The sequence below is a fragment of the Peribacillus sp. NPDC097295 genome (assembly GCF_044761665.1).
GTDB lineage: Bacteria > Bacillota > Bacilli > Bacillales > DSM-1321 > Peribacillus.
Window position 1 is genome coordinate 62217 of record NZ_JBIWCW010000009.1, and the last position, 18466, is coordinate 80682.

The window sequence follows — 18466 nt, forward strand, 5'->3', positions numbered from 1 at the left end:
GGGACCTTCAGCAAAAAGATCCCTTTTTAATGCTATTGATTCGTGTTTCTTGGTTGTTTATTTCTCATTGATATCAGCGGAATCGTTATGAGGGAAGCCCCGGCTGCAATCCATAACCATTTATTGCTTTTTCTCGATTCTCTTCCGCCTTTACTGGGCATGCTTGAGCCGAAATCTTTCTTTGCTGTCGGCCTTTGAATATTCGCCTGTTCATTTTCTTTATGATATTGCTGATTTTCAGGTAATTGAGTGGTTCGTTCTAACTCACTTGTGTCTTCTCCCATTCCCTTTAAGAAGGTCATCAATAATGTCATAGCTTGTTTTATTTCTTTATCATTTAACGAACGTACTATGGAAAGATAGCTAGGTTTTTCACCAGATTTTTCTATTTCAGCAACCCTAGCTATTCCTGAATTCACCTTCAAAATAAGTGGTTCAAGTTGTTTAACATTTAGTGTCCCTAATGTTCCAAGCATGAGAAGTATATTTTTTAACGTATTGGCTGTTTCAGGAGTATCAGCCGTTTTGACCAGGATATCAAGTACTTTATCCCCTTCCTTTAGCAGGCTGTTGACCATGGAAAGTATTCCACGGTCCTGCATGCCCTTCATGACTTCAAACGTTTCTTTTATGACTTCTTTATTTTGAAGGAGAGTTTTTTCAATATCTTCGAACTCAATTTTTCGAACATCTTCTTCGCTTAGTTCCATACGATTGATTACTTTGGTCGCTTTAGCCACGGTTCCTCACCTCCTTTTTTATTTTTAAGAGGTCGCCAGGGAAAATATAATCTTCACGGGCCCATTTTTTCTGAACTTGTACTCCGATTTGTGGCTGAGGATTCCCATTACGATGGTTGATGCTAGGTAATGGATTTTCTCCTTTAGCTTTCAACACTTCCATCTTGGCCTGTACTTCTTTATAGGCCGGTGTATCTGTGTCTTTATCAGCATAGCTGCTGGTCAAAAAGTTGATGGCGCCGTCTCCCGAATCATTCATTGGCAAGTAGACCTCTTTACCTTTCACTCGATCGGTAATGAGACATTGTACCTTCACATTTCCGTATGGAGATGAAAGACGGACTAGAGTACCGTCTTCAAGACCTCTTTCTTCTGCCAATTCAGGTGAAACTTCAAGAAATGCCCTTGGCGTTTTGGATGTGATGCCTTTCGATTTATAGGTTAGATTGCCTTCATGGAAATGTTCTAGTAATCGGCCGTTATTCACATGGATATCATATTCCTCCCCAAAGTCCACTGGTTCCGACCATTCAACAGGGAACAACCGGGCTCTTCCATCCGGGAATGGGAAGTCTTCTGTAAATAGAAGAGGAGTATCTTGGCCATCAGCTGCAACAGGCCATTGTATCCTTCTAGTCGTTCATAGCTGACGCCTGCATAAATTGGTGATAAGCGAGCAGCCTCGTCCATGATTTCACCTGGGTGAGCATAATTCCATCCGGCACCTAAACTATTCGCTACTTCCATGATGATCTGCCAATCAGGATTAGATTCGCCAAGTGGTTCAAAGACTTGATACAACCTTTGGATACGACGCTCTGTATTGGTGAAGGTTCCTTCTTTTTCGAAACTTGGGCTTGCTGGAAGGACTACATCTGCAAATTCTGCAGTTTTTGATAAAAAGATATCTTGCACGACGAAAAAGTCCAGCTTTTCAAAGGCTTCATGCACATAATTGATATTGGAGTCAACCAACCCCATATCTTCCCCTTTTAAATACATGGCTTTCAAAGTGCCTTCATGAATGCCCTCGACCATTTCATGATTGTTAAGACCTGGTTTAGCAGGTACTGAGGTGCCCCATATTTTCTCATATTTAGCTCTTACATTTTTATCCGTGACATATTCATAGCCTGGAAGTTTATCCGGCGTACTACCAAAGTCACTAGCGCCTTGCACATTATTATGCCCACGTAAAGGATACGTTCCTGTGCCTGGTTTACCATAGTTGCCTGTTATTAGCATTAGGTTGGAAATGGCTGTACTTGTATCACTTCCGCCTATATGTTGAGTGACGCCCATAGCCCAAAGGGAAACCGCAGTATTTGCTTCGTGAAGCGCTTCTGCAATTACAATAAGATCATGTTTGCTTACTCCAGTAGCCTTTTCTGCGTAATCCATTGTATAAGGCTCAAGGCTTCTAATATATTCATCCATGCCATTAACACGTTCCCGGATGAATTTTTCATCCGTCCAGCCTTTATCAATGATATATTTGGACACAGCTGATAACCAGACGATATCTGAGCCTGGTGCTGGTTGAATGAATAAGTCGGAGCGCTCCGCCATTTCATGTTTTCTGATATCCGCAACAATTAATTTTTGTTTACCGAGTTTATGTGAACGTTTGACTCTAGTCGATAGAACAGGATGAGATTCAGACGTGTTCGATCCAATAATCAAAACCAGTTCAGATTTCTCTATGTCTTTGATTCCACCTGTATCTCCACCATATCCAACGGTCCTGAATAGACCCACTGTCGCTGGATTTTGACAGTATCTTGAACAATTATCAATGTTATTGGTGCCAATGACGCTCCTGGCCAATTTTTGCATCAAGTAGGATTCTTCATTTGTACACTTAGAAGAAGAAATGAAAGCTAAAGAATCCGGTCCATTTTCTTTTTTGATTTCAGTAAACTTTTTGCTAATAAGATTTAAGGCTTCTTCCCATTCGGCTTCACGGAAAGCATTTCCTTCTCTGATAAGAGGTTTAGTTAGCCTTTCTTCACTATTCACGAAATCCCAACCGAATTTACCTTTTACACAAGTGGAAATACCATTTGCAGGTGCTTCTGCATGTGGTTCCACTTTTAGGATTTTTCGATCTTTTGTCCATACATCGAAACTACATCCTACGCCACAATATGTACATACAGTCTTAGTCTTTTTGATTCTAGCATCACGCATGGCAGATTCCATATCAGAAATCGCAAGGATAGAGCCATATCCAGTTTCAACGTTTTTCGTGATTTCAATCATAGGTCGAAGCGTTTGTTTAGCAATGCCTGTTAAAAAGCCCGCTTCCCCTTCCATTCCTTTTTCCATCATTGCGTTGCAAGGGCAAACGGTTGCACAATGACCACATGATACACATGAAGATTCATTGATTGGAACATTATTATCCCAAATGACACGTGGTCTTTTCGCTTCCCAATCTATCGTCAAGGTTTCCGTTACCTGTACATCTTGGCATGCTTCCACACACCGACCGCAGAGTATGCATTGATCAGGGTCATAGCGGTAAAATGGATTAGATGAATCCACTTCATATGGTTTTTGATCAAATGGTACACTTTGGTGATTAACTTTCATTTCCTTCACGGTATTATGTATTTCACAACTGCCGTTATTATAATCACAAACCGTACAGTATAATTCATGGTTATATAATATCTTATCCATAGCCATTACCTGTGCTTCCTTCACATCAGATGCTAGCGTATCAATAACATCTCCATCTTTGATTTGAGTTGAGCAGGATCTTACAAGTTCCCCGTTCACACTAACCAGACATGTATCACATGTTTCAATTGGCCCTAGACTAGGGTGATAACAAACAGTTGGAACCTCTATGGAACTTTCATTAAGCATTTGTAATACTGTTTGACCGCCATCGAGAACTGTCTCGGCTCCATTAATTTTGATATGGACTTTTTCTTGCAAAATAAACTCCTCCTAATACATTCATAAATCTAATTTACCCTGCTTAAAATTCCATTAAACTTGTTAAAATCAAGGAAAAATGTTTTTCCATAGGTTACTTACTTAAAAGCGGTCCACGTACAATGAAAGGTCCAGATAGCAGAATCATAATAAAAAAGAAGAACACAATGAAGGTTCTTCCTTTTGGTATTCTATGAGAAATCAATCAATTGATATCACTTTTTAATACGAATGAACTTAATGGTGTGACGTTTACATGACTACCCTCTATCTCAAGTATTGTTTCAAGACCCGCTCTCTTTCCATTCGCTAAAAGAGACCACTTTTTAGGCTGAGGTAAAGGAATATTGATGGAATGCCAGTTCGCATTATGAATGACGGTAATAAGTGAAGATTCTGTCATTAAAGAATAGGCAATTACATTTGCGGGTGCTTCGAGAAATGTTAAGTGTTGCTCAATCTCCTCAGCTGAGGTAAGCCCAAATACAGAATGTTGTTTCCGTAGGGCAATTAATCCTTTTACATATTCTACTTCTTGGTCGAACTCTGCTCTTCGTTTCCAATCCAGGCGATTAACCCAATCGGATGATTGATAGCTATTTTCATCACCATCTTTTGTTCGCATGAATTCTTGACCGGCATGTATCATGGGGATACCCTGTGACAGTAAGACTATGGAAGTTGCCAACTTATGCATCTGTTTCCGTTCTTCATCGGACGCTTCAGGATTGGTGATTAAAAGTTTATCCCATAAAGTGTAATTATCATGGGCCTCCACATAGTTAATGACCTGGGAGGGGGTCTGGTACGTAGCTATATGATCTTCATACTTCAATCCTCCGGCGATACCTTTTTTTATAATATCCTCCATCCCGTGTTTGCCATTAACGAAGCCCTTATCATGCTTTTCCATAACAAAACCTTTCAAACCATCCCGAATGGCGTCATTAAAATGAGCAACCCTCGGCATTTTATTCGCATTCTTTTGGTTTGCCTTCTTTGTAGCCTCAAGTGGTGTATTCATATCCCACCCTTCACCTAACAAAATGATGGTCGGGTCAATTTCATGAATAGCTTTTGCTACTTCATTCATCGTCTCCACGTCATGAACGCCCATGAGATCGAATCGGAAACCATCGATATGATACTCTTTTGCCCAATAAACCACGGAATCGACAATGAATTTACGCATCATTTTATGTTCGGAAGCTGTATCGTTTCCGACACCAGTTCCGTTAGACAGTGTTCCATCTTCGTTATAACGGAAATAATAATTTGGAACGAGTTTATTAAAATTCGAGTCATCGACAGTATAAACATGGTTGAAAACCACATCCATGATGACCCGTAAACCTTGGTCATGCAAGGATTGAATCATCTGTTTTAACTCTCTGATTCTTAGCTTAGGTTCATAAGGGTCAGTCGAATAGGAGCCTTCTGGTGCATTATAATTCTTAGGATCGTAACCCCAGTTATATTGAGGCTCAATTAAATTTGTTTCATCTACTGTTGCAAAATCAAAAATGGGGATGAATTGTACATGAGTGACACCTAAATCCTTAATATGATCGATCCCTGTTTTCATACCATAAGGGCTTTTTGTTCCTGTTTCAGTCACTCCTAAATATTTTCCTTTATGCTGAATTCCACTGTCTGGATGTATCGATAAATCGCGGATATGAAGTTCATATATGATGGCGTCCTCAGGTTTGGCTAACGGTGGTTTTTCAGCAGTCCATTTTTGCGGATTAGTATCTTCTAAATTAACGACGACACCTTTATCTCCATTGATTGTGACAGCACGGACATATGGATCCACGGCTTCATTCCATACATCGCCAACTTTCACTTTGTATGTATAAATTAAGCCATCTTGGTTGCCGGATACTTCACTTGTCCACGTCCCCTTCTCAGATCGCTGCATATCAATTTCAGTTCCTTCTGAATCGTCCCAGCTTTTATAGGTAACTAGCTTGGCTTCAGTTGAAGAAGGGGCCCAAAGGCAAAATGTTGTTTTATCGTGTTGAAAATTGTTTCCTAAATCAACTCCGTCATAATAATAAAGTTTATCCAATTCCTTTGGGCTTATCGGCTCAATTTTTGCAACTGGCAAGGAATCAAGCATATTTTCTATTTCATTTTCCTTTGGTGTTTGGTTGGTATTTTCCTCTTCAAAATAAGAAAGTGAATCTTTAATAAGCCACTCCTCCAATGAAATTCCTGTTATGAAATAGGAATGCGTTTTTTTTATATACTATTTTACCTTTTTATGAATGTTCCTAATTAAAAGTACTTTCCTTTTAATTCCACAAGCGTATGGATCTCAAACATCAAAAGTATTTACCAATACTATATTTTATTAGTCTCTTTTAAAGAAGTAAGTCCTTACTAATATTACTGATTTCTGAAGCCTCTGTCATTCCCCCCCCATTAAAATAAAAGCACCTTATTAATAGTAGAAGTTATCAAAACCGAATAATTAATTTTAACTAGTACTCTTTAATTAATAATATTAAGAAATGCCCCCATTACAGGCATACTGTATTGGGGGCATTTCTAGTTTCAATCATCGTGAGTTGATTATTTTCAATTGGTCATCTTCAATAACAGCCTTGAAATTTTTCACTTCGGGCTGTTCAAAAATGTAATCGGTAATACCATCTTCCAGCTGTTCTTGGATAACACGTCGGAGAGGTCTTGCACCGAATTTTGGGTGATAACCCAATTCAATCAGTTTTTGCTTCGCTTCATTAGTAACGACTAATGATAAGTCTTGGGCAGCTAGGGTCACTTCAAGCTCATGAATCATGATATCGACAATTTGTAATAGGTCCTCTCTCTTCAGTGCTGAGAATTCAATAATACTGTCAAAGCGATTTAAAAATTCCGGTTTAAAGAAGCTACCTAATGCTTGCAGGATTGAAGCTTCTTCCACTGCTGTACTCGTTCCGAATCCCATAACTTTTTGTTTTTCCCCAACTCCGGCATTGCTTGTCATGATAATGACTGTATCTTTAAAGGTCACAGTCCTTCCTTGACTATCAGTTAGACGGCCGTCCTCTAGAATTTGCAAGAACATATGCATGACATCAGGGTGGGCTTTCTCAATTTCATCCAATAAAATAATGCTGTAAGGTTTACGACGTACTTTCTCGGTTAATTGACCTGCTTCCTCATGGCCTACATAACCTGGAGGAGAACCAATCAATTTAGAAACACTATGTTTCTCCATGAATTCGCTCATATCTAAACGAATCATCGCTTCCTTATCACCAAACAGTTCTTCTGCTAGAGTTTTAGCCAATTCTGTTTTACCCACACCTGTTGGTCCAACAAAAAGGAAAGAACCTGTCGGACGGTTTTTGAATTTCAAACCTGCACGACTTCTTCTTACAGCTTTAGAAACCTTTTTAACCGCTTCTTCTTGGCCGATAACTTTTTTCATTAAATCCTCTTGTAGATGGATCATTTTGTTTTGTTCATCTTCCTGCAGTTTGCCCACAGGGATTCCAGTTTTTTGTTCGATAATCCTTTGAATATCTTCTTGAGTGACAAGTGGTTTATTGGAAGTCGCTCCAGCATGCAAGGATTTTTCCAACTTTTCTTCTTCATCTCGCAATTCAGCAGCTTTTTCGTAAGCTTCTTCTTTTAGTGCCTTTTCTTTTTCTTTGTAGATTTGTTCAAGGCGCTGTTTAATTTCATGTTCTTGACTATCTTCAATCGTCAAGTTTTGTCTTGAACCTGCTTCGTCCATTAAATCGATTGCTTTGTCTGGAAGGAATCGATCTTGAATGTAACGGTGTGAAAGTTCCACGGCTGCTTTCAGCGCTTCCTCACTGTAAGTTACTCCATGAAATGCCTCGTAGCTATCTTTCAAACCTTGTAAAATGACTATAGCTTCTTCCGTAGTAGGCTCATCCACCTGCACAGGCTGGAATCTACGTTCAAGGGCGCCATCTTTTTCAATTTTCCGATATTCAGAAAGGGTAGTTGCTCCGACAAGCTGAAGTTCACCGCGAGATAATGCTGGTTTTAAAATGTTCCCTGCATCCATTGAACCTTCAGCTGAACCAGCACCAACGATTTGGTGTATTTCATCAATGAATAAAATGATATTTTTTCTTTCTTGTAGCTCACCGATCAATTGCTTTACCCTTTCCTCGAATTGACCACGGATTCCTGTATTCGTAACTAGCGATGCCATATCAAGGGAATAGACCAATTTATTCCGTAATTTTTTAGGCACTTTTCCTTCCACAATCGCTAAAGCTAATCCTTCTGCAATGGCTGTTTTACCTACACCGGGCTCACCGATTAAAACAGGATTGTTTTTATTACGTCTGTTCAACACTTCAATGACTCTTTTTATCTCTTCATTCCTTCCGATAACCGGATCAATCAGTCCTGCTTTTGCCGCATCGGTCAGATTGTGTCCGTACTCATCAAGCAGTCCTCCGTCCTTGTTTTCCTGAGCCGGTTTTTGTTGAGGAATGTTGCTATTATTAAATGGATTGAATGAATTTGAAAATCCGTCGAATTGGAATTTCCCTGTATCCATGCCTTCCATGGCTGCACCAAGTTTATTTCGCTCTTCCTTATAACAAGTGGAGCACAGGTTAACATTATGCTGTTGCCCATTCATATGGAGATGAACCTGGATATTCGCTTGGTTTTCATGACATTTTTCACATAACATATAAGTACTCCTCCTTTAAATTAAGTCAACTTACAGTTTGATTTTGACTAACTTTGACCTTGTAAATAGTATTATAACTTGACCTTCTTTGACTTTCAAGGATTTTGCTTGGATGATTTGATATGCATTTTATAGTGTTCTTTATGATTTTTCCCCTGATTATATCAGATTTATAATAAAATAAGTCTACAAACGAACTGTCCTATAATTTCAAACACAAAAAAGAGGCTACATTCAGCCTCTTATCGTTCATATGTAGTATGCATTTTTTTATATACGTTTTGCCCCAATATATTGTGGTTTCCAATAGGTATTATTCGTTTTGGCGTATGAAACTCCTTTGGATGATGCAGAGTGTATGAATTTATTGTCGCCTATGTAGATTGCTACATGGGTTGGTTTTTTCGCTTTATTTGGTGAGAAAAACATTAAGTCCCCTTTTTTCAAGGTTGTTACTTTCTTTCCCTTTTTATAAATGTCAGCAGCTGTTCGTGGTAATGTCTTTCCAGCTTTGTTATATGAATATTTCACTAAACCTGAACAGTCAAAACCTGAAGAAGACATACCACCCATCTTATATTTCGTACCTAATTCAGTTTTAGCTGTTTTGATTGCTTTTGTATGGTATGAAGCTGCTTCTGCTTGGCCAGCAAAAGAACCTGATCCAATTAGTGCAAATAACGACAATCCGACAAAAAACTTCTTTAACAAAATATTTTACCCCCCGTTGCAATTCGTTAAACCTACTATACTAGAAAAACTATATCATTCGCATCACAGGGACTTTACAAATATATTACACTTGATAGAAATGAAAAAAGCCGCAACATTTCTTTAATAGAAACATTGCGGCTCCGCTTAGAATTCCTTAGTGAAAAATGGTAGTAATAACTTTACGCCTCGCTTATTAAAAGGTAAAAACTTCATATCAGCAATCAAATGACTTATGTAACCTAATATACAAGTAGTGAATATCCCTGCAGTCCCCAATGCTTCTTGGAATTGAAAGGCAATCACTCCATAGAAAACTATGCCCGCTATCGAATGGGTATAACTACGGTGTGGTGTAAAAGAAGCAAAAATAATAAAAATTCCCAACAGCCATAACCAGTTAATCTCTAAAGATAGTCCTACTCCTAAAATACCAAGACCCGTAAGAGTTAACATATGCCTCTGGGTTATAAAAGTAGAAATGATAATAATGCCGATACCTGCTCCTACTCCAATCCATCTCTCCGTTTCAGAACTAGCCAAAAGACTATAAATGATCATAAGAACCCCAATCGTCTGCGCCAACGATCGAATGAACTTGTGAGAAAAAGTAATTTTATTACTCAACTTACCATCGATATCCATGTCAGGCATAAGACCTGAAACTCCTCCTACCCCGACTAGAAATAAGGTAGTAGTGGGATCGGTCTGAAGTGTATTCGCCGTTAAAAATCCAACTGTTGCTCCTATTGCCATATGTGCTGTTCCGTTCACTTTCTCTCCCCTGTTCCTCTAAGAAGTTAGCTTACATATAGGAAACGAATGTTTGTTCGAACCCTTCTTTTTAACTATACATTATTTTGGATTATTTTTCTTTAATTTCACTGAAAAACAGGGAAATAATAATTTGGTATAGTACCTATAAGTGTATGTTCAATCAATTTATCCGTTTATGAAATTCTCCTTTTTGAAATCATCATTTCATTAAATAGCTAGCTAAGTTTGTCTATGAGGTGGTCGAGTTAATTTATGTTCGTGGATGTAGTGCCAAGAATTTATTTTTTACCCTTTTCAATATTTGGGATGTAGCCAATGGTAAAGCTCAATCATGCTATGTTTAGGGGAATCGTAACTAAAGAATGAATACTCAATGAAATCTACATACTTTTTTATTGAAGTGTTTCGTTGATCATAAGAAGTCGGAACTTCCTCAGGAAATTCCTTTACTAAATGAAGTATTGGTAGTTGATGATACACAATTGATAACGTCCGGACTATTCTTTTTCTCGTTTTGTGGCGGTTTGCATCTTCTAACAATCTTTTATAATCGATATCCAATTTCAAAATCAGTTGGATAATATCGATAAAATACTTCAGTGATTCCATATTATGCCGCCATCCGTGAAGGCAAATCATATAAAAAAGATGATAATTAGAAAGTTGTTTAATATATAAAGAACCATTGAGTGAAGAGGATTCCTCCCAAAGTTCTTCAATACTAAAACTTGCTGTATTCTGCTTTAAAATATCCCAATGAAGTTCGACCGTTAAGGGAATGGGGGACCCAGGAAGGACTTTGTTGTAAGAACGATGAAAATGAAAAGTAATTTGTTTACGCTCCTCTATGTAACCTAAGCTTTTAACAATATCGATAGCTTGATTCATATCAGTAGGCTTTATTAACAAATCAATATCAGATGTTGGACGTGCTCCAAGATGACCGAAATGTCTTTCGGCAAATCCAGTCCCTTTTAACGGAATGATTTCTATTCCTCTTTCTTCAAATTCACGTAGGATTCGATTTGTCTGATTTTTAAAAAGGATATTTTGAAATATAACACTTTGATATTTTTCTTTTAGTTTTTGCTGAAAGAACGCCGGAGTTGCCTCCAACCTCCCTTCTTGTTTCATAATAGTATATGTTTGTGCGTGACTATTCGATTTTTCGATTTCGTTAAGAAGCTTCCAATAGTAAGTTGAATCAATGGGTAGTTCTATATGCGAATCATATAAGACTTGCAGCAATGAAGGATTCATTAATTAGGTCCTCCCTTTTTTCTTTGTTGAAAATCTAAGTACTTTCGTAAAACAATCGATAACATCGGGAAAGACATAATGAGCTCCCCCCACGCTTTAGCTAGAAAACTAGAAACATAAATTTTCGTATTCCTTTTTTGGACATAAAGCAGTTTACCGACAATTTGATCCCCAAGTACTGGCTGATCGAAGCCCAAGTTCGTGTCTCCTTTGAAAAGGAATTGCCGCTGTTGGTTACTCTGTATCTCCTTATAATAACGGTGCGCAATCAATCGCTTTGTTGCACTATAAAACAAAACAATATCGCCCTTTTTCAATTGAGATAACTTACATTCATTAAAATGGCAGATATCACCGCTTTTAATAAAGGGATACATACTGCTACCTTGAGCAGGTAGATGAAATGACCCTTCTTTTTTCAGAACAGTTTTAAATAAGTCTACTGTCTCATTATCAAACAACATGCTGAATTAAACCAAGATGTAATAAGTCAGTTAAGTAATTTTCAAAGTCCTTTTTAGATTCAGCTTTTGTCGTGTCATATTGATCCATAATTTTCTCAATCAAAGAATCTAATGTGTGAGCTCGGCTTAGAAGATTCCAGCAATATCCTCCGATTCCGTTTAATTTTGTGACTGTGAATGTGTCCGTATGTAAAATAACCCACTCACCATCAAGCTGTGTGGCTTCAACATGATTACATTGTATATATTGAACCATTACGAAATCAACTCCCAAAATGTATTATCCTTTTGAAAAAAGAGATTATATGCGGGAACCTGGTTTGCAACAATCGTTAACATGCCCAAAATAACTTTAGTGTTCACTGAATCATCGGACCAATAAAACACTTTATCAATCAAAGTTAAAAGCGTGTCCGACTTCGCTAATTTACTTCTTCGATTAGTAAGTGACTGATGTAACACTTGTATACTACCTAATGGTAAGTAGCCCTCTTCTCCCTCTGATCGTAGTTCACTTCGAAAAGGTGAATTAAAAACTTCTACTTTATCAGGGGTAACTTTTAAAATGGTCGCTTCGTCAGACAGAAGATTTCTGGGATATGATAGTTTAGCAGCCGTTGATTTTCCAGCACCCGAATGTCCTGCAAAAATATGAGCTTTTCCGTTATCAATAACACAGGAAGAGTGAAGTAACAGCCCCCATTCATGATAGACAATGAATGAACTATATAAATTTATGAACGCATGCTTTAAAGCCAACTCATTATAAGCGGAAATTTCGGCAAATTGATAATCTGTATCTACTTCTACTAGGTAATCCAACCTTCGAAAGTAAATTCTATCAGCCGTATTAGTAACATTCACCTCGTAATCTACAAAAGGTTCCCCAAATTCCATCTGGACGGTTATGGTAAGATCAGGATTTGTATTTGAGCTTCCTAAATCACGAAACATTCCGTCTATAGTATCAGGAGCATTTTCTATCTGGATAAAATGTTCCCCTATTTTCGTATGGGTTATTTTCATATCTAGTTCCTTTCTATATCGAACGGATACAATAATTTTTATTTACTATTCTGCTTTTTAGTTAGTTAAATACTCCTAAAATTATTATAAATTATTAATATTTCTTTTTAAAGAACAAAATTTCGACTTATTAAGTGTTTTTTATTTACCATATAACCCTTTCTTACCTAATTAACCAATCAAATATGAAGTTTAGATTGTATTTTAAAATTCTTAATTTTATAATTGAGTTGTTCTTCATAAAGAACAAATTGATTGTGGAGGGGTATAATGGAAAAACGTTATTCAGAACTAGATTCTTTAAGAGGAATCGCTGCATTTACAGTCTTATTAGGCCATTTCATGTTATTAATACCCGAAAATAATGTTACTAATTTTATTGAGTTTAGTCCTTTACGTATTTTTGTAGCAAGTAGTGAAGCAGTAACCCTGTTCTTTGTTCTAAGTGGCTTTGTGTTATCGTTGCCTTTTTATAAAAAAAACAACAAAATATCTTATTTTCCTTATTTATTTAAAAGATTTTTAAGAATCTATCTTCCTTATTATGCTTCACTACTATTAGTTATTATTTGTTCATCTATATTTTACAGTGGAGAAATTAATCAATTAAGTCTTTGGTTTAACCAAAGTTGGAATGGTAATACAAGCGTTATGCTCTTATTACAACATCTGTTTTTACTGAATAATTTTCCTAATGTTCATTTTAATCCAGTTTTATGGTCATTAGTCCACGAAATGCGAATCTCAATTATTTTCCCATTATTAATGTTACTAATCGTTAGAAAAAACTGGATATTCAATATTTTATTTGGTATTGGCCTTACAACACTAGGATTTACATTGTATCTTTTATTTGAAAAGCCTAGTCATGATTTTTTCCATACTCTCCACTATACATCTATTTTTATAATAGGGGCACTTTTGGCTAAACATAGAGTTTATCTAGTAGAGAAAATTAAAAAATTCCCATTAAACATGAATATCTTTTTAGGATTAATTGGACTATTTTTTTACTTATTCGCAAAACCCGCTTTTGCATTATCAATAATTTTTGGTGGGCGTGACCCATTTTTAGCTACAATACTTGATAGTTGGTTTGTATCCATAGGTGCATCCTTAATTATATTACTTTCATTTAGTTCAAAACGTTTTTCTGTGTTTTTATCATTAAAACCAATGAAATTATTAGGAGAAATTTCTTACAGTCTTTATCTCTATCATTGTATTGTCCTATTTACTTTTACTCATATTTTATATGGGAAAATACCGATTTTTGGAATATGGATCTTATCGCTATTGGCAAGTTTGGTGATATCCAATCTTTCTTACCGATTTATAGAAAAGAAATCAATACTTTTAGGTAGAAAGTTAACAAAGAAAACACGCCAGCAAAAAGAAAATACTGAAGTTCCAAATGATAATAAAGAAATAATATAATATGAAATGAATTTCACCCCGATAATTATCATTGTTCTTTATAAAGAACAATGATATTCTATATAAAGGTTGGGTATTTAGTTCTGTATAAAATGAAATATATCGAGTAAGTGAGGAATACATACCATTACCTTCATCCTGTTATCTCCATACTTATTCTTTATAAATAAATATTTTGATAGGAGGGGGATACCAAAGATAGTTAGGTTTTTTATAAAACATTCTTTACTGGGGGAAGATTTTATGTTGTTTATAAGGTATTTTAAGACGCTCACGATTTTAATGCTCACGATTTTCTTTATTTATCTAAACGGTAACTCGCAGGCCTCTGCGACTAATGGAGGTGGAAAAGGCAATAAATCTGTACCCGTAGCGGGTGTTTCCTTACATCCGGATACTTTAAAAATGAACGTGAATGATAAAGATGTCGAACTTACGGAAACGATTAAACCTTCTAATGCCACAAATAAACAGGTGACCTGGTCTTCCTCGAATACTAAGGTAGCCACGGTAACTGGAAGCGGTGTTGTCCATTCTGTAAGCGTGGGGTCCACTACGATTACAGTCACAACTAAAGATGGGAACTTTAAAGCTAGATCCACAGTAATAGTAAGTAATCCAAATATTGAAGTAAAAGGTGTTTCTTTAAATCCAAATTCCTTAAAGCTAAACATCGATGATAAAGATACTCCACTCAATGCCACAATTAAACCAGCGAATGCAACTAACAAAAATGTCACCTGGATTTCATCTAATTCGAGTGTAGCTACAGTTTCAAGTAGTGGGCTTGTGCATCCTGTTAAACCGGGTACGGCTACTATTACTGTTACAACTCAGGATGGGAATTATAAAGACAAAGCCACTGTGACGGTTAGTGATCCGATTATCGCGGTTTCATCTGTCATTTTAAATCCGAAAATAGTAACTCTTACTGTTGATGGAGAAGATGCTAGATTAAAAGCATCAATTAAACCAGAGAATGCGACAAATCAGGAACTTACTTGGTTATCTTTTAATCCAAAAGTAGCTACCATATCTGATGGTGTGGTGCACGCTGTAAGTCCTGGAGTCGCCATAGTAAAAGTATATACCAAAAATGGACATTACGATTGGTCATTAATAACCGTTTGTGCTAGTAAACTAGTACCTGTTAAAAGTTTATCACTTAATCCGAAAAATGTAGACATGACTCTCGGTGGAAAAGATGTAACATTAACAGCTACAATTACACCAACTAACGCTACTAACAAAAATATCGTCTGGACTACTTCTGCCCCAAGTGTTGCCACAGTGAAAAATGGTATAGTCCAAGCTGTAGGACCTGGAACAGCTATGATTACTGTTTCAACCGAAGATGGCAAACTTCAAGACAAAGCTAAAGTCAATGTAACAGTACCGGTGACAGGAGTAACCGTTGATCCTAATTCTCTCAATCTTACTGTTGGTGGAAAAGATGCAACGTTAACTACTATGATTTCTCCATCCAACGCTACAAATAAAAATGTTACTTGGACTACTTCCGATCCAAGTGTGGTAACTGTAGAAAATGGTATAGTCCATCCAGTTGCACCAGGTAAGGCAACGATTACCGTTACGACTGAAGATGGCGGATTTACCGATACAGCAACTGTTGTTGTCATGGTTCCTGTATCCGGCGTATCACTTTACCCTAAATCTCTAGATCTAACTGTTGGAGGAAAAAACATAACGCTGGCACCTACGATTGCTCCTTCAAACGCGTCAAATAAAAATGTAACTTGGTCTACCTCCGACCCAAGTGTCGTAACTGTCAATAATGGAATCGTGCACCCTGTTGGTCCTGGTAAGGCTACAATTACCGTTACGACAGAAGACGGTGGCTTCACTGATACAGCAGCTATCACTGTCGGTGTTCCAGTTACTGGGATATCACTTGATCCAGACACACTTGACCTAATTGTTGGTGGAAAAGATGCAACATTAACTGCTTCGGTTGCTCCATCCAATGCCACTAACAAGAATGTTACTTGGTCTACTTCTGATTCAAGTGTAGCCACTGTAGAATATGGTGTTGTCCATCCTGTTGGACCTGGTAAAGCAATCATAACCGTTACGACAGAAGATGGCGGATTCACAGATGCAGCAACAGTTACTGTAACAGCGCCGGTGTTAAGCGTATCACTTGACCCTAAAACACTGAATTTTAATCTTGGAGCTACGGACCAAACCTTAACAGCAACGATAAATCCGTCCAATGCCACTAATCAAAATGTTAGCTGGTCTACCTCCGATCCGAGTGTTGCGACAGTGAAAAATGGTATTGTTCATGCTGTCGGCGTAGGTCAAGCCACGATCACTGTTTCAACTGTTGAAGGTGGCTTCACGGATACAGCAATTGTAACCGTTATTGATCCTGACACCTTACCGCCTGTTACAAAAAATAAAATGACACCTATTTTTAACGATAAAAATACCTATATCATCGCGTTAACCGTTACTTACACCGCAACTGACGATAAATCAGGTGTAAAAGAAACCTTATATCGGATTAACGGCGGTACTTGGCAAGTCTATACCAAACCATTTGATGTCTACGCCGAAGATACCCACACCTTGGAATATTACAGCATCGATAACGCAGGCAATAAAGAAATAATCAACGTATACGATTTTGACAAAGGGACATGCACTTGTTCTAAATAAAAGGAGGAATTAATATGAAAGACAAAGTAAAACTGAAATATGAACCACCTAAAGTTTTACATCATCAAAATGTTACCTTTGAAACAGCAATCTCTGCTGCTGGACATTGGGAGTTTCAACTTGTTAATGGTTGTTGGGTGAGGGTTTTTGTTCCTGGTTAATTGAAAATGAAATTTCATATTGAAAAAGCCCTTTAAAATCCTGAATGGATTTTTTACGGGCTTTTCATACTTCCTTTTATACTGTACAAAGGAAATAGTATAGGCTTAACGAACCCCGTAGTACTTCCCTATACTTTATTCAAATTTCAGGGTCAAAAATAATACAATTAATTTGGGAGCTTTGCCCTTACTACTTGTCCATCTTTACATATATATCATAATTTATATTTTTAATTATTATCCAAAAATTTAAATGATTTCAGAACAGATAAAGGCTATTATTCTATTGATAAAATTACACCACACGGAACTCCTATTGCTAGTGGGTTTAATTTCAGGTGTCTTTTCTAGCTGATTAAACTGAATATTAGTAACCACTATAAGGAGAGGATTTGGTTTAATGCCCGTATCTTTTAGTCTAGGTAGTTTTTGGAACTTGTTTTAACGAACGCTTTTTATTTTTATTCGATACTGATCTATTTCTTATTGTTCTTTGGAATGGTTTTTCAATAAAGTGTGTGATTAACGATGCCAATAATATAGAAATTAACAGAGGAATAAATACAACTAAAAAGCTATTTGTGATACCAGCTCCTTCTAAAAAATGAATTATAATAAAGCCGATACTTTGGTGGACTAAATACAAACTATAAGAGATAGTTCCAAAATATATCAAGATTCTTGTATTTAAAAATTTCAATTTATCATAAAGGATTCCATAAAAAACTAAGAAAGATATTGAAACTGCTATTCCAGAAAGCAATCCTTGGAACAAAAACTGATACAATAATGCTGAAAAAATAAGCATATGAATGATTTTATGTTTCCCATTCCGTAATTGATAGAAAAGTATCCCAGCTATGAAAAGATTCGAATAGTTTACAATACCAAGATCACCAATTAAAGGATGAAGGAAGTTATAAATATAAAGTGTTTTTACGATATAAATAACTGACAAGAACAATATTGATAAGAAAATTGGTTTTTGGATTAGTTTTAATGAAAATAATATACAACATATAATATAAAAGGTTATCTCAATACCAAGACTCCAATAAGACCCATCCACATTTTTTATTCCTATAGGTAATACTCCTTGAAACATTGTTATATTAATTAAGAAGATATTTGTACTAACTTTCAGACTCTCCAAAACGTATAAAGAGGTAATGATGAACGTTAAGGTTGCTGCTACTATATATGCAGGGTATAGTCTTATGGCACGCTTTATAGCAAATTCCTTAATGTTTTTTGTTTTGGTCAATGTCATGTAAATCACAAAGCCACTGATAATGAAAAATAGATGTACTCCGAAGTACCCGTATTTAAAATTAAATAAAAGATTTTCCTTGTGTCCAAATGAATCATCATAGAATGTAGTGTAATGATATAGTACTACTGCTAACGCAGCCAATCCCCTTAAAGCATCTAGTTCGCCAAGTCTTTTTTTACGTTCCATATAAAGCGCACCTCCACTTTATATTGTACTCTATCAAGAACTTACTATCTATTAAAAAATTAGTATTTACAGGGATTTATTGAATGCTTTAATTATGTTTTTTCATC

The 18466-nt window shown here is 36.6% G+C and carries 11 protein-coding genes and 3 pseudogenes; 3 read left to right on the top strand and 11 right to left on the bottom strand.

Annotation, left to right across the window (positions count from 1 at the left end; genetic code table 11):
• Positions 1-173: 173 nt before the first annotated feature.
• From ACIQXN_RS15255 to ACIQXN_RS15300, 10 genes and pseudogenes are all read right to left on the bottom strand, one after another.
• Positions 174-740 (bottom strand): annotated as a pseudogene (locus ACIQXN_RS15255) (helical membrane plugin domain-containing protein); the annotation flags it as partial.
• Positions 733-3686 (bottom strand): annotated as a pseudogene (fdhF, locus tag ACIQXN_RS15260) (formate dehydrogenase subunit alpha). The pseudogenes ACIQXN_RS15255 and fdhF, both read right to left, overlap by 8 nt.
• A 205-nt stretch (positions 3687-3891) precedes the next feature.
• Positions 3892-5823: pseudogene (gene pulA / locus ACIQXN_RS15265) on the bottom strand (type I pullulanase); the annotation flags it as partial.
• A 429-nt stretch (positions 5824-6252) separates the two neighbouring features.
• Positions 6253-8382, bottom strand: a complete 2130-nt coding sequence (locus ACIQXN_RS15270) for an ATP-dependent Clp protease ATP-binding subunit (protein ID WP_402968161.1) — start codon at positions 8380-8382, stop codon at positions 6253-6255.
• Positions 8383-8652: 270 nt separating this feature from the next.
• A complete protein-coding gene (locus ACIQXN_RS15275; protein WP_402968164.1) occupies positions 8653-9093 on the bottom strand; it encodes a C40 family peptidase in 441 nt (146 codons plus the stop codon).
• A gap of 147 nt (positions 9094-9240) precedes the next feature.
• Positions 9241-9867, bottom strand: a complete 627-nt coding sequence (locus ACIQXN_RS15280; RefSeq protein ID WP_402968167.1) for a metal-dependent hydrolase — start codon at positions 9865-9867, stop codon at positions 9241-9243.
• 297 nt (positions 9868-10164) lie between these two features.
• On the bottom strand, positions 10165-11130 hold the full coding sequence (locus ACIQXN_RS15285; RefSeq protein ID WP_402968170.1) for a nucleotidyltransferase family protein: 966 nt from the start codon (positions 11128-11130) through the stop codon (positions 10165-10167).
• Positions 11130-11594: a signal peptidase I gene (locus tag ACIQXN_RS15290; protein WP_402968173.1), complete on the bottom strand. Its 465-nt coding sequence runs from the start codon at positions 11592-11594 to the stop codon at positions 11130-11132. The genes ACIQXN_RS15285 and ACIQXN_RS15290 overlap by 1 nt, the downstream gene beginning before the upstream one ends.
• Positions 11584-11850 (bottom strand): PqqD family protein, encoded by a 267-nt coding sequence (locus ACIQXN_RS15295; RefSeq protein ID WP_402968176.1) that lies wholly within the window; start codon positions 11848-11850, stop codon positions 11584-11586. Before ACIQXN_RS15295 ends, ACIQXN_RS15290 begins: the two co-directional genes overlap by 11 nt.
• Positions 11850-12620, bottom strand: a complete 771-nt coding sequence (locus ACIQXN_RS15300; protein WP_402968179.1) for a hypothetical protein — start codon at positions 12618-12620, stop codon at positions 11850-11852. Before ACIQXN_RS15300 ends, ACIQXN_RS15295 begins: the two co-directional genes overlap by 1 nt.
• Before the next feature lie 270 nt (positions 12621-12890).
• Here ACIQXN_RS15300 and ACIQXN_RS15305 point away from each other — a divergent pair, with 270 nt between their 5' ends.
• The 3 genes from ACIQXN_RS15305 to ACIQXN_RS15315 all read left to right on the top strand — a co-directional run bounded on the left by ACIQXN_RS15305 (position 12891) and on the right by ACIQXN_RS15315 (position 16900).
• Complete coding sequence (locus ACIQXN_RS15305) at positions 12891-14057, top strand: acyltransferase family protein (protein ID WP_402968182.1); 1167 nt, start codon at positions 12891-12893, stop codon at positions 14055-14057.
• Between the two features lie 405 nt (positions 14058-14462).
• Positions 14463-16739 (top strand): Ig-like domain-containing protein, encoded by a 2277-nt coding sequence (locus ACIQXN_RS15310; RefSeq protein WP_402968284.1) that lies wholly within the window; start codon positions 14463-14465, stop codon positions 16737-16739.
• Positions 16740-16753: 14 nt separating this feature from the next.
• Complete coding sequence (locus tag ACIQXN_RS15315) at positions 16754-16900, top strand: hypothetical protein (protein WP_402968185.1); 147 nt, start codon at positions 16754-16756, stop codon at positions 16898-16900.
• A 418-nt stretch (positions 16901-17318) separates the two neighbouring features.
• On the opposite strand, the gene ACIQXN_RS15320 is transcribed toward ACIQXN_RS15315, so the two are convergent.
• Complete coding sequence (locus ACIQXN_RS15320) at positions 17319-18359, bottom strand: acyltransferase family protein (protein ID WP_402968188.1); 1041 nt, start codon at positions 18357-18359, stop codon at positions 17319-17321.
• Between the last annotated feature and the right edge of the window lie 107 nt (positions 18360-18466).

Bases quoted from the DNA above. Each gene is read 5' to 3' on its own strand.
- ACIQXN_RS15270 (WP_402968161.1), bottom strand. From the start codon at position 8,382: ATGTTATGTGAAAAATGTCATGAAAACCAAGCGAATATCCAGGTTCAT.
- ACIQXN_RS15285 (WP_402968170.1), bottom strand. From the start codon at position 11,130: ATGAATCCTTCATTGCTGCAAGTCTTATATGATTCGCATATAGAACTA.
- ACIQXN_RS15290 (WP_402968173.1), bottom strand. From the start codon at position 11,594: ATGTTGTTTGATAATGAGACAGTAGACTTATTTAAAACTGTTCTGAAA.
- ACIQXN_RS15295 (WP_402968176.1), bottom strand. From the start codon at position 11,850: ATGGTTCAATATATACAATGTAATCATGTTGAAGCCACACAGCTTGAT.
- ACIQXN_RS15300 (WP_402968179.1), bottom strand. From the start codon at position 12,620: ATGAAAATAACCCATACGAAAATAGGGGAACATTTTATCCAGATAGAA.
- ACIQXN_RS15305 (WP_402968182.1), top strand. From the start codon at position 12,891: ATGGAAAAACGTTATTCAGAACTAGATTCTTTAAGAGGAATCGCTGCA.
- ACIQXN_RS15310 (WP_402968284.1), top strand. From the start codon at position 14,463: ATGAACGTGAATGATAAAGATGTCGAACTTACGGAAACGATTAAACCT.
- ACIQXN_RS15315 (WP_402968185.1), top strand. From the start codon at position 16,754: ATGAAAGACAAAGTAAAACTGAAATATGAACCACCTAAAGTTTTACAT.
- ACIQXN_RS15320 (WP_402968188.1), bottom strand. From the start codon at position 18,359: ATGGAACGTAAAAAAAGACTTGGCGAACTAGATGCTTTAAGGGGATTG.